Raw genomic sequence first — 12,866 nt, 5'->3', positions numbered from 1 at the left:
TTTATAACGGTAAAACTATGCGAAATTTAGAAACCTCTTCCAAAAAACTACATGTCGTTCAAACCACCATACAACTCATTACGATACATGGGTTTCATCATGTAGGTGTGGACCTGATTGTTAAAGAAACCCAAATTGCCAAAGGTACGCTTTACAACTATTTCCACTCTAAAGAACGCTTAATCGAAATGTGTATTGCCTTTCAAAAGAGCCTGCTCAAAGAAAAAGTGCTCTCTATTATTTATTCAAACCATTACCGAACACCAATCGATAAACTCAAAGAAATAGTGGTTTTCCATGCCAATTTAAACAGTCTGTATAACTTTTTACTTAAAGCTATTTTTGAAATAAAACTACTTTACCCACAGGCTTATCGCATGGCAGTTGAATATCGAAAGTGGCTGCTGCATGAAATTTTTGATTTGATTTATAGCGGTGAAATCCGCGAGCCAAAATTCGATGCCAACATGGTGGTAAACCTGATAGATGGTTTGCTGCTACAAGTTTTAAGCTCAAATAGTTTGGAAGAAAGAGATGCAGTAATGGAGCAGTTTTTTAAAATATCTGTCTGAATTTTAAAATAATGTAAGTAATAGCATGTATGGTCTGCTTGATTTTTGCCAGATAAGCAGACCAAAGGCCGCTTGCAATAAGCTGACGTGATGAATTGGAGAAAATTAAAAATCCAATCTAATATATTGTTTATATTATAAAAAAATATTTTTTTGACTTTATGTGAGTAATATTGCTATTTTTAATTACGCTAGTCGTAAATAAATTACGAATAACGTAATTAAAATGGATTAATTTAAAGCATGTCATGGAGAAGGGAATACCATGAAAGAAGTTGCATTAAGTGATTTGATCAATCAGCAAAAAGTTGGACGTTATCAAAAATTTATTCTGATCACCTGTTTGTTACTCATGATTATGGATGGCTATGACATTCAGTCTATGGCTTACGCAGCCCCAATGATTATAGAAGACTGGGGTGTTCAAAAAACCATGTTAGGGGTGGTGTTTAGTGCAAGCTTATTTGGTTTGTTTGTCGGATCATTTTTATTAAGTTCACTTTCTGATCGTTTTGGTCGCCGTCCGATACTACTCATTTCGACCTTTATGTTCTCGGTATTGATGCTGTTAACACCCCATGTCGGCAATATTGAGCAATTGACCGTAATCCGCTTTGTTACAGGAATTTTTTTAGGCGGCATCATGCCAAATGTGATGGCTTATAGCTCCGAAATTGTTCCACACAAATCTCGTATTTTTACCATGATGGTCATTTCCTGTGGCTATACAGTCGGCGCAATGTTGGGGGGCGGTATATCTGCCTTACTCGTTCCTTGGGGAGGATGGCAGTCGATTTTTTATTTTGGCGGTATTATCCCTTTAATTATTTTCTTTATTACATACTTTAAGATGCCAGAATCTTTATATTTTCTGAGTGAAGATAACAAAAACACGCCTAAAATTTTATTTTGGTTAAAGAAATTTTATCCTGCATTAACATTCAATTCAGAAATAAAAATCATTAATAATACTGAAGTTGAGGTTAAAAAGTCGCCACTAGAATTGTTTAAAAATCAGCGCGCATTTTTTACCTATTCCATCTGGATTATTAGTATTTTAAATATGATCAGTCTCTATTTTCTGGCGAATTGGCTACCTACTTTAGCCAAAGAGTCAGGTCTTTCATTAAATCAGGCATTAATGATTGGTTCCACTTTACAGTTAGGCGGAACGATTGGTAGTGTTGTGATGGGACTTAAAATTGATAAGACAGGATTCTATAAAGTACTCATTCCTGTTTTTATCGTTGCCGTGATGAGTGTTGCTGTAATTGGCTATGCTGTTAGCCATATTGTTTTACTATTTATAATTATTTTTATAGCTGGCTTCGCAATTGTTGGTGGGCAGCCTGCTATTAATGCCTTATCTGCCAGTTATTATCCAGTTTCACTTCGTACTACAGGGGTGGGCTGGAGTATTGGAATTGCTCGTTTAGGGTCGGTTATTGGGCCGCTATTTGGTGGGTATCTCTCTCAATTTTTGGTCATTACCCATTTGTTTGTGATTGCTGCAATACCTTCGCTATTCGTCATTATCATGCTGATTGTTCAAGCTAAATACCGATCATAACACTGTCTACATACATCATTTATATAGTGCACATATAGACCGTAATTATGATCGGTGAGTAGCTAAAGAGAGTAGGTCACAAGCTAGTTCAAGAGTTATTTAACTCGATACCACGTTTGGTTTCGGCCAATTGCAGAAATACCAATATAGCCACGCGCGGTAAGTTTCTCGCCGTCTGGTGATACTGTGACGCTAAAGCGATAAGTTTTATCTGACTGAGGGTCGAGAATAGATCCTTTGTCATATTTATTTTTACCTACGCTTTTTAAATTTTTGACAATGGTTAGACCAACTAAAGATTTGTTTTTATAAGTGCCTTCACACATCGTACATTTGTTGGCTTCATTTGGAACAAGGATTTTTTCAATGTTTGCAGTAATAAGCCTATTTTTATCTTCACTAAATTTTACCAGTGCTCTAGGCTGATTTGTTTCATCATCAATCGTTTTCCAAACACTGCCATGTAGTTTGTCCGAAGCAAATGAATGTATCGAATAGAAGCTAAGTAAAAGTAATAATAAATATTTTTTCATATCCATGATTTCTCAAGTTAAAGGTGGATGATTTTAGTCACTAGAATTATTCATTTTAAATTTAACTTCACAGTTTTCTTAGTATTGAATCTATAAACTAAACAATATGTAAAGTTATATTTTATTGGGCTTTATATTATTTTGATCACTTTTTCTATGCAATTGCGAGAATGTACAGAATTACTCAGTCTCAAAATTTCTCAAGCTGTATGGCATGTAAAACCAATATGGTATTTCATCACAGCTAATCATAATGCATTGAAGCCTCGAATATAGGAATTAATTTCAAAGCAAACTCACTCAAGTGCAATAGTAGTCAACCCGAATCATTCATCACTAATTTCTCAGACAGATCAAGTTTCTAAACTTATTGATAAAGCAGCTAAAATCTTTAAACAATAAGGAATAACTGATTGTTTTTTATTGTCTTGTACAGATTGCTTTAGGAATATTTGCAAAAACCTCTAATTGTTAAAAATTTTATATGAGTTTGTAGAGCGACATTTTAATAACTTGAATACAAATATTTTATCTAAAAATATAATCATAAAACTTTAATTTTTATGAAGATTAATTGAGTAATTCTTAAATAAGTGAAGAAATGTAATTAATACAAATAAAAAACATTAACTACTTTTTAAACTAAATAAATTACGTTTAATCCATCACAAATTATAAGAATAATATGAAAATCATGTGATTATTATCGATTGACAGTATGCAATATTAAGTTTTATAAATAAAATGAACCTGAAAAAACTGTTTCTTTAGTAAAACAGAAAAATGACATTATAAATTTGAAAAGACATTAGAACATAAAGATAAGGAGAAGAAATGAAACTCATTAAACACGCCTTATTTTCTCTTATGGGAATACTCTTAATAAATAGTGCAGAGGCTGCAAGCGCATCTACGTCATTAAAGGTTAGCTTAACTATTGTAGAAAGTTGTGAAGTCTCAACACAAGGAAATTTAGATTTCGGTTCTGTTGTACGTGCGCAGCCAGTTGCTGCCGCTAGAACCGATGTAACTGTCCAATGTAACCATAATACACCGTATCAATTGGCCGTAACTTCCGACAATAATTTTGAGCTTAAATCTGCTACAAGTCCTGCCTCTGTCGCATATATACTGTATCAAGATGCAGGGCATACTCAAATTTGGGGAAATGTAGCAAGTAAAATGCACCCTGGAATCGCAACAGGAATGAAAGAAAATATTCCTATTTATGGAGTAATTCAGTCGAGTACCAATGTGCAGGCTACAAAGTATGAAGACTGGGTTCGAGTGAATGTCGTCTACTAATCGCAGCTCTGCAAGGTGTAATCAATAAGACCTTGAGAGCTGTATAAATGATTTTATTTGTTGGTGAGCCATTGAATTGAGGCATCAAACAGTTTTAAGCCATCGCCAGATAGATTGGTAAACGTGTCGTTGTTAAGAAAAGATAAATATATTCATAGGAAAACCACATCCTATAAAAGGTATGGCTTTGTAGTGTTGATTCATTCTAAATGGCAGACGTAATCAATAACTTCATCTGTAATAATTTTAAATTTACTATTTTCGGGAACATTAAAAGATTCACCACTTGAATAGACTTTAGTATCCGGATCATCGCCAATTTGAACGCTACATTTGCCTGAAATGATCTCAATGCGTTCTGAAACGTGGGTTTTAAAAGTTAAAGCTTTTTCTGTTGGAAGAATTACTCCTAATGTCTTTTTTGTACCATCTTCAAGTTCAATAACATGACTAATGGAGTGTCCCTCGTAATGAACATTCGCTTTTTTTGTTATAGACACAGCATCAAATTGATTTGGCATTTTTCTTGTCTCTTTTATTGTACCGAATATGTACAAGATAATAATAAAAGCTCATCTAAACTTTCAAGCTTTAAAAATAGATTATTAAGTGAACAATACAAATAAATGCGTCTCGAATGCGCGGAGACCATTTAAAACATAGGTAAATATTTTTTTATTAAAATTAGAATAACAATCTAATATATTGTTCATTGATTTGATTTATTGCAAATACATAGTGCAGAGAAGCTTGAAGGTATGAAGTTAAATTTAGATAAATATGACCGTGTAATATTAGATCTTCTACAGAAGGACTGCACATTGGCAATAGGTGATATTGCGGAAAAGGTGGGATTAAGCAACACGGCTTGTTGGCGTAGAATACATAAAATGGAAGAAGAGGGTATTATTCGTGCAAAAGTCGCTTTGCTAGACCGTAAAAAACTTAACATTAATGTGATTGTGATGGTGTTTATTAAAACAGCACAACACAATATTGAGTGGATTCAAAAATTTCATTCTCATATCTATAGCATCGATGAAGTGATTGAGGTGTATAGAATGGCAGGTGAAACAGATTATTTACTTAAAGTTGCTGTATCGGATGTTGCCGAGTTCGATAAAGTTTATAAAAAATTAATTGAAATTAACGGATTGGCCGATGTGAGTTCTAGTTTTGCCATGGAGCAAATTAAATATACGACAGAACTTCCTTTAAATTTTTTCTAATAAAAACTGCGAATACTATTAAAAATTCAGGACCAGCAAAAATGCTAGAAGCTAAACCTTATTTACGTTCGGTACAAATTAAAGAAAACATGCAGGCAGACTGGTCAATTTATCCTTTTGCGATACCAGCCGTTAATGATATTGAACAATTAAGCTTCCATCCAGACGTTACTTTTTTCGTTGGTGAAAATGGCTCTGGCAAGTCGACTATTATGGAAGCCATCGCTTTGGCACTTGGCTTTTCCGAAGAAGGCGGCACTCTAAACGTACGACTTAATTCAGCGAGTAGTTCATCAGGTTTATTTCAGTATTTAAGAATGATTAAAAGTTTTAAAAAGCCTAAAGACTATTACTTTTTAAGAGCTGAGAGTTATTACAATGTCGGCACATATATGAATGAACTGAACTATGTAAAAAGTTATGGTGGCAATATTCATGCTTGTTCACATGGAGAAAGCTTTTTAAAGTTGCTGACTCATAAATTACAAGGTGAAGGGCTTTATTTATTAGATGAACCTGAAGCTGCTCTTTCACCTACCATGCAATTTGTCGCTTTGTCGGCTATTCATGAATTGTGCAAAAAACAATCACAACTCATCATTGCAACGCATTCCCCAATTTTACTGGCTTATCCCAACGCTAAGATTTATCACTTTTCTGACACCGGAATCCGTGAAGTCCAGTATGAGCAAACGGAACATTTCCGTGTGATGCATGATTTTTTAAATAATTACCAAAAGCGTATCCAGCAAATCATGGATGAAGAATAATGTGAGAAATACCTTTTATAACAGCAAGTTCGAATAACAAGCAGATCTACACAGGACACTATAAAATCATATTTTACTCTAAGAAATAAACACCGGATTAAAATTCTAATTTTAAGTAAAAAAAGGAAATAAAAATCTAATATAAAGATAAAAAATAGAAAAGATTAAAATTTATATCCATTGAAATCTCACTATCATGAATTGGTAATAAAGTTGATACGTTTCTTGGAATATAAAAGTGAATCAATTCAGCACAGATGTCATTAATTTAGGACGAACACCCGAGCGCTTTGATGGTCTAGTCAACACACCTGTTTTTCGTGGTTCTACTATTGTTGTAAATAGCTTTAGTGAGTGGGAAGAATTTAAACGCAATGGTGGGGTGTATCGACATTACGGCCGTTTCGGTGCTGCAACAGCTAAATCTTTTGAAAGTGCAATCAATGCACTTGAGGGTGGTGCGGGTAGTATGGTGTTTCCATCTGGGTTATCGGCATGTACACATGCACTTATGGCTTGTGTAGAGGCAAATAGCCATGTCTTGATTGCCGACAACATCTATGGCCCAACGCGAAATTTTGCTGACAATATATTAGTCCGAATGGGGGTAAGTGTTGAATATTTTGACTCTACTAACCTTGAGGCATTAACTGAAAAAATTAATCATCGTACTAGTGTGGTGTTTATTGAATCACCGGGTTCAATGACATTTGAACTGAGTGATGTTGCGGCAATTTCTGCAATTAGTCATCAATATGGCGCAAAAGTATTAGTCGATAACTCTTGGGCAACGCCGTTACTTTTTCAACCCTTAAAGCATGGTGCTGATATTTCTATTCAGTCCGTAACCAAATACATTGGTGGCCATTCTGACATACTCATGGGCGTGGCTACTGCAAATGCCGAAACATACGAACAACTCACGAAAACTGGACATTTGTTTGGTGAGACCACAAGCCCAGACGACATTTATTTAGCTTCACGTGGCCTGCGAAGTTTGGCAGTAAGATTAAAACAGCATCAAAATAGTGCTCTAACTATTGCGCAATTTCTAACAACACATCCAGCTGTTAAGGAAGTGCTTCATCCTGCTTTAGAAACAAGCCCCTATCATGATTTGTGGTTAAGAGACTTTCATGGTTCATCTGGAGTATTTGCTTTTTATTTAAAAGAGTCTGAATCTTCTTATGTGCAAAAATTCTTTGATTCGCTGCAATTATTTCACATTGGTTTGTCTTGGGGTGGGTTTGAAAGTCTGATTTTACCTGTTGGACAAGCTTATCGAACCCATACCAATCTACCTAAAGATGGTTATTTAGTACGCTTAAATATCGGACTAGAATCGGTGGTCGATTTACAAAAAGATTTGCAACATGCACTAAAGTGCGCAGAACGAATGCGTGTTGAAAGTGTTATATAGTCGTCTTAAACCTAACTTTGCACATCAGCCGCTTTATGTGTGACAGGGGCTATTATTTTATTAGATATTGTATAGCGACCATCTACTAATTGGGATTCTGTTGCTGCGATATTATGTTCGTTTACTGTCGGTGCAAAAGCGAATTTAAACTTTATAGATCATCTAATTTTATGAAGGAAAGCCCTATTAAAAGGGCTTTGCCATCATTTAGCTAAGTTTTAAATACTCATCTTTTAATTTATCTAGGAAAATAAACAAGTTTTGGTTCATTTCTTGATAGTCATGACTCCTCAATTCTTCTCGGGTATTAACAAATTTATAATCATGAGCTTGATTGAGTTCAGTTGCTGAATGTTGAATGAGTAATTCAACAACTTCAGGCGTTAGTTCCATATGACATTGAAAACCATAAACTAATTTTGAGTATTCAACGATTTGTCGCGGACAACCTGCACTAAAAGCAATAATTTTTGTATCGTTGGTTAACCCGGGCATATCATTGTGCCAGTGGCCAACTTCTGTCATTTTTCCGAAGTGTGAAAATAGAGAATCTTTTAAACCATACTTTGTCAGCATAATAGGAAACTTACCAATTTCTCTTTCAGGGCTATGTTCAAACTTGGCACCTAAAGCTTCACCAATGAGCTGTGAACCTAAACATACGCCTAAAACGACTTTGTTTGCTTGGATAGCTTTCTTAATGACAGCTTGTTCAGCGAGTGAATTAAAATGAGGACACATTTCAACTGTAGTATCTGGACTTTGTGGGCCACCCATCACAATCAGGAAATCTATGTCTTCAACCGTAGAAGGTAAGGGGTCATTTAAATACACTCTTGAATATGTCATTTTGCAGTGATTATTTTGACCCCAAATTTCATATGCACCAGGTGCTTCAAAATCTTCATGAACAATAAAATGTAGGTGCATGATAGTTCCCTAAATTCAAAGAAGGTATAGATAGGTTTATTGCTAGATCTAAGCCAAAGATAGGTTATGAAGCTTAAGGGCTAGTGAACACATCCAGTTTTTCAAAGTTATATGGTCCAGTTTGGTATATTCTTTGCAGTTGTTGCTAATTTGATTATTTGAAAAAAAGAATATAAAATAAAAATAATCATTTAATTTATTTAATAATTTTAAATTATATTTAATTTTTCTTGTTGTAACTGTGATTTAAAGATAAATTTCTTAAATATTTTTATTTATGTGCTTATTCAAAAAATTAATAAGTGATAATGATTTTTAACATTATATAAAAATATACTTAAAAATTGTAAGTTGTTGTATTTGATAAAGACTATGAGTATGTTTTTTTATTCATTATTTGTAGTTATATTTCCATTTAGTATAGTTTTAAAATTTTAAACTATTAAATAGAAAATTATTTACTATTTATTTATATAATAAATTGTAATTGTTTTTTACAAATGTAAGCGAATGTTTGCTGTAGAATCAGTAAATTAATTTATATAAATTGCTTGAATAAGTGTTCTTTTGATGTATAATGAAGTCAACTAGAAAAAAGACTTATTAGTTTAGTAAATCCTCTTTTAGTATCGAAGCTTTATTCATAATCCTCCGTTTTTAAGATCTTAAGCTCAATTCGTTATTTTTTCCAAGTTAAACCCGTCATGTCTCATGGCACAAGTTCTTAAAAATCAATAGGATGTATATCATGTCTAACAACACAGCTACTGGTACAGTTAAGTGGTTCAACGAAACTAAAGGTTTCGGTTTTATCCAACAAGATTCAGGTCCAGACGTTTTTGCTCACTTCAAAGAAATCGCTTCTTCTGGCTTCAAAACTTTACATGAAGGTCAACGCGTGACTTTTAATGTTGTGCAAGGTCAAAAAGGCCCTAGCGCTACAAACATCATTCCTCAGTAATTAGTACTGTAGAATAGAAAAAGCCCTCATTTGAGGGCTTTTTTATTGACTAAAAAAAGAATAATTTCATCTTGGTCCCATCAAACTCTAATCAAGTGTTGTCTGAATGCTTTGTACTAAGACTTTTTGATGAAGAGAAAGAAAGTTTGACCAACAATTTTAAATTGAATCTGTTAGCTCTAGGATTTCTCATCATGAAACTTAAAAAATCACTTGATCGTATTAGAATAATATAAGAGGTATATAAAACCTTATATTACACTGAGTAAATATAAGGCTTTAATAAATTTGATGTTAACTGAAATTTTAAAAGAGATCTTTTAATTGATGTAAAAATCTCTTTTATATAATTTAACTAGCGATACGTGCTTCTGTTTTTTCAAGCTCAATTATTTTAATAATATAAGACCATGTTTTTTCCCGATTAACTAAACCTTTATCAATTGTGCCATCAATAATAATGCCATCAAGAATATTCAGAAAGAGGGTAGTTAATGCTTCAGGATCCTCAACATAAACTTTAATTAATATCGAAAAAACAAGCGTATAGATCCATTCACGATAGTCGTTAATAGGATTTTTTACTGAAGGATAAACTTGTACAACTTCCATGGTCGCCTTTTTAAATAAGCAGCCATTAAAATCGTCGGTATAAATCCAGTCAATATACCAATCAAATAAGCTCCTGAGCTGAACTAAAGGCAAATCTTTAGTATTGATTCTTTCTAATATAGCTGCCTGAATATCTGAATTTCTCTTGTAAAGGCATGATTCTATTAAATTTTCCTTGGACGGAAAATATTTGTAGAATGTCATTTTTGCTACATTAGATTCAGCAATAATTTTGTCAATTCCAATGCCGTTATAGCTTTTCTGATTAAAAAGGGCTATAGCTGTTGTTATAATAGTGTCTCTTTTTGACATCAATTTCCCCATTGTAAACTTTTGAATTCCGTTTCTTTTTAAAGTGGTCTCTTATAAAAGTTAATTTCAATCATATTGAAAAGATTGTCGCAATACAACAGATGAAATAATAAAAATGACAATATTTTTTGCTATCAATTGTTAATTAATTTATTAAAAAAATTTATTAAAACATGGATTGATTTGTGTAAATAATAAACCTAATATCGAATTGTTTAGGGATGAGTATACAATTTTATTGAGTAGCAAATGAATGCGCAATTAAAATAATGGAGAACTCAAAACCTAACTATAAGAATTAATTTGTTATTGAGAATGATTATGTCAAAAAAATTTGAAGATTTTAATAATCCAAGACAAAAAGCTTTACTGGGGATGAAGAATAGTATTCCTTCACAACAGTGGGAAGAAAATCTAGCATTTCTCAAACAATTAAGAGAAAAAATCGCTAAATTACCAGTATGTAAGCATCCAGCAATTGAAATTTTAAATAACGGACAGCTTGATAAATTTACCTTAACAAAAATTCATTTGGAATATCGCCACGCTATTGTACAAGTATTTACGGATGCTTTATTAATGGCTCAATTTCAGACTAAACAATTAGAACCGAAATTACACTCTGGAGCTAAAATGTTCCCACGTGTTTTATTAAGTTTAAATATACTAGATGAATTTGGTTTTAGACCTGGAACAGACCAAGATAATTATTATTTGGGTAATCCTGAATATGCACATTACCCACTTTATGAAGATTTACTTAATGATCATGGTCTAAATGAACAGGATCGAAGATCATACCATCCTTCAAAAATCGCAGATCAGGTAAGAACGTTTTTAGAATCTTCATACGATAGTTATATTAAAGTTGTTGCATTGCTTGCGGTTGCAGAAGAAGAAGTTATTCTTTTTAGTCCTCCGCTACGTGAGGCGACTAAAGCTGTTGGAATTGAGGTTGAGGGTGGTGGCTATTACCATGTACATGGTGTATCGACTGACGAGACATCAGAAGCAGCAGATGATGATCATGAAGATGACTTGTGGTTTGCATTGGCTCAAGGCATAACCAAAGATGATTATGAAAGTCTTACCGAGCTGTGTATGGAGTATTGCGCTTTATGGAATGAATTTTGGGATGCCCAAATTGCTTATGTCGATTTTATGGAGACAAAAAAACTGGCATAAACTTAATATTCTATTCCGAATGCTTCACGAAAGCTTATCCAATAGTGGATAGGCTTTTTTATTGGTGATTTTTATCTTAATTGATGAACTCTTATGTAATAGCGGATTAATTCAGGTATGGGCAAGCTATGTTAATTCAATTAGAACTCACATCGGAACTCGACATTACGCAGTTGCGGCAATACGATGATAAATATGACAACGAAATTAGTGTATTGACAGATATTTGTACTGAACTTTCTAAGAATAAACTTAATCAGTTTAAGATTCAGGCTTTTTCAAATGAGCTTTGGCCTGTAGATATCGAAACTGATCTGGTTGTTTTGTTAGAGCAATTGCCTGTTTGTATAAGAGAGATAAATTTGGGATCTGATTCTTCAATTGATTTATATGAGCAGGGTATAAGTAGAGAAATTTTATTAAAATTTAATCAGGGAAACTATAACTGCTATGGAAAAAGCCATGATGGGATCTGGGTGCCGAGTTATGCAGAAAATATCAGCCAAACAGATTTATTGAAAATGTTAAAAACTTTCTTAGATCATTTCTTATCAGCTTTAAAAAATAAGCACTCTAATAAATATCTTGTACAGTGGTTAAGTAACAATACCTAGCAAATTAACAGCAATCGATACTCTCCATCTTTTTCAACGGGTGCTCTATGCACACAAGGTAAAACCTTTTGAGTAGGATGATCTACTGCCAAACGCCACAAGTGACCTGTACCCAAATTTATCGGTTGTGCATGGACTTTAGGCTGATAATGTAAATCAAAAAAATACTCTGCTAAAAAGCTTTCAAATTCCGCTTCTGGGCCGTCGTGTAATGCTTTGAGTTTTTCTCTAATTTCTGGAATTAAAACTTTTTGTTCAACCTGATCATTAGACACAATATCACTAGCCGCACCATAATAGGTACATAAGAAAGTATCAGTTTCTATAGGCGAGCGATCAACATGAAACGAATAGACATCTGTTGAAATAAAATCTAGCTCTTCATCACGTTCATAGTGTTTAAGTAAATTAAGAACAGGTGATGCACCCATATCAGTTAAGAGCTGCATGTCTTTTAAAATAATGTCTCGAGCCAAATCACCTTGTTTTGAAAGCTCAAGTGCTAGCAAGTCTTCAGTAGAAATTTCGGTAATATTTTCTTTTAACTCAAGCCTAGCCACAATTTCTTTAAAGTCGCCAAGCAAATTTCTGTGCCAACAAATAGCATTTTTATGTCCTTGAAAATGTATATTTACAAGTTCAGTAAAAGTAGACACCACCTCAACTTGCTGGTGGTCAGAAAATGTATTTGTCATATGAAATTTAAATCACTCAAAACCCTGCCAATCATACACGTTTAGCGCTTCTAGGGCTGCAATCTTTAGCCGCAATTTTAGCTGTTAAAAAATGAATATAATGCAAGAAAAGTACAATAATGATATGAACTTTGGGTTCAGCTTGCCTATTATAAAAT

Annotated in this window: 14 protein-coding genes; 9 read left to right on the top strand and 5 right to left on the bottom strand. The window is 33.5% G+C overall.

Translation table 11 applies throughout. From position 1 onward, the window contains the following. Positions 1-17 precede the first annotated feature (17 nt). Both MSG95_RS03860 and MSG95_RS03855 read left to right on the top strand, forming a co-directional pair. A complete protein-coding gene (locus MSG95_RS03860; protein WP_077164574.1) occupies positions 18-572 on the top strand; it encodes a TetR/AcrR family transcriptional regulator in 555 nt (184 codons plus the stop codon). A gap of 265 nt (positions 573-837) precedes the next feature. After that, positions 838-2,142, top strand: a complete 1,305-nt coding sequence (locus tag MSG95_RS03855; protein ID WP_077164532.1) for an MFS transporter — start codon at positions 838-840, stop codon at positions 2,140-2,142. Positions 2,143-2,237: 95 nt separating this feature from the next. Here MSG95_RS03855 and MSG95_RS03850 read toward each other — a convergent pair whose 3' ends face one another. Beyond that, positions 2,238-2,675 carry a DUF2147 domain-containing protein gene (locus MSG95_RS03850; protein ID WP_077164573.1) on the bottom strand — a complete coding sequence of 146 codons (438 nt, stop codon included), beginning with the start codon at positions 2,673-2,675 and terminating at the stop codon, positions 2,238-2,240. 834 nt (positions 2,676-3,509) lie between these two features. Here MSG95_RS03850 and MSG95_RS03845 point away from each other — a divergent pair. Further along, a complete protein-coding gene (locus tag MSG95_RS03845) occupies positions 3,510-3,980 on the top strand; it encodes a spore coat U domain-containing protein (protein ID WP_324624518.1) in 471 nt (156 codons plus the stop codon). Positions 3,981-4,180: 200 nt separating this feature from the next. Here MSG95_RS03845 and MSG95_RS03840 read toward each other — a convergent pair whose 3' ends face one another. Next, positions 4,181-4,501, bottom strand: coding sequence for a pyrimidine/purine nucleoside phosphorylase (locus tag MSG95_RS03840; protein WP_004702576.1), 321 nt, complete (start codon positions 4,499-4,501; stop codon positions 4,181-4,183). Between the two features lie 237 nt (positions 4,502-4,738). On the opposite strand from MSG95_RS03840, the gene MSG95_RS03835 reads away from it, so the two are divergent. From MSG95_RS03835 to metC, 3 genes are all read left to right on the top strand, one after another. After that, complete coding sequence (locus tag MSG95_RS03835) at positions 4,739-5,209, top strand: Lrp/AsnC family transcriptional regulator (RefSeq protein ID WP_004702573.1); 471 nt, start codon at positions 4,739-4,741, stop codon at positions 5,207-5,209. A 41-nt stretch (positions 5,210-5,250) separates the two neighbouring features. Continuing rightward, entirely contained in the window at positions 5,251-5,979 is a 729-nt protein-coding gene (locus MSG95_RS03830; RefSeq protein ID WP_077164531.1) for an AAA family ATPase, read from the top strand. Between the two features lie 238 nt (positions 5,980-6,217). Next, on the top strand, positions 6,218-7,399 hold the full coding sequence (metC, locus tag MSG95_RS03825; RefSeq protein WP_077164530.1) for a cystathionine beta-lyase: 1,182 nt from the start codon (positions 6,218-6,220) through the stop codon (positions 7,397-7,399). 207 nt (positions 7,400-7,606) lie between these two features. Here metC and MSG95_RS03820 read toward each other — a convergent pair whose 3' ends face one another. Beyond that, positions 7,607-8,329, bottom strand: coding sequence for a type 1 glutamine amidotransferase (locus MSG95_RS03820; protein WP_077164529.1), 723 nt, complete (start codon positions 8,327-8,329; stop codon positions 7,607-7,609). Positions 8,330-9,077: 748 nt separating this feature from the next. Here MSG95_RS03820 and MSG95_RS03815 point away from each other — a divergent pair. Continuing rightward, a complete protein-coding gene (locus tag MSG95_RS03815) occupies positions 9,078-9,290 on the top strand; it encodes a cold-shock protein (protein WP_002054492.1) in 213 nt (70 codons plus the stop codon). A 351-nt stretch (positions 9,291-9,641) separates the two neighbouring features. Here the strand turns inward: MSG95_RS03815 and MSG95_RS03810 are convergent, their stop codons facing one another. Further along, a complete protein-coding gene (locus tag MSG95_RS03810; RefSeq protein ID WP_039252003.1) occupies positions 9,642-10,214 on the bottom strand; it encodes a TetR/AcrR family transcriptional regulator in 573 nt (190 codons plus the stop codon). A gap of 321 nt (positions 10,215-10,535) precedes the next feature. Between MSG95_RS03810 and MSG95_RS03805 the strand changes: the two genes are divergently transcribed. Next, positions 10,536-11,399: an iron-containing redox enzyme family protein gene (locus MSG95_RS03805; protein ID WP_324644956.1), complete on the top strand. Its 864-nt coding sequence runs from the start codon at positions 10,536-10,538 to the stop codon at positions 11,397-11,399. 128 nt (positions 11,400-11,527) lie between these two features. Then, positions 11,528-12,013: a hypothetical protein gene (locus MSG95_RS03800; RefSeq protein ID WP_077164528.1), complete on the top strand. Its 486-nt coding sequence runs from the start codon at positions 11,528-11,530 to the stop codon at positions 12,011-12,013. Here the strand turns inward: MSG95_RS03800 and MSG95_RS03795 are convergent. Then, the gene (locus MSG95_RS03795; protein WP_077164527.1) at positions 12,010-12,708 is read right to left on the bottom strand and encodes a DUF1826 domain-containing protein; all 699 of its coding nucleotides are present in this window, start codon (positions 12,706-12,708) and stop codon (positions 12,010-12,012) included. The two genes, MSG95_RS03800 and MSG95_RS03795, sit on opposite strands and share 4 nt — an antisense overlap. Positions 12,709-12,866: the final 158 nt, after the last annotated feature.

The sequence above is a fragment of the Acinetobacter sp. IK23 genome (assembly GCF_035615275.1).
Classification (GTDB): domain Bacteria; phylum Pseudomonadota; class Gammaproteobacteria; order Pseudomonadales; family Moraxellaceae; genus Acinetobacter; species Acinetobacter seifertii.
This window is presented reverse-complemented; position numbering and strand designations above follow the sequence as displayed.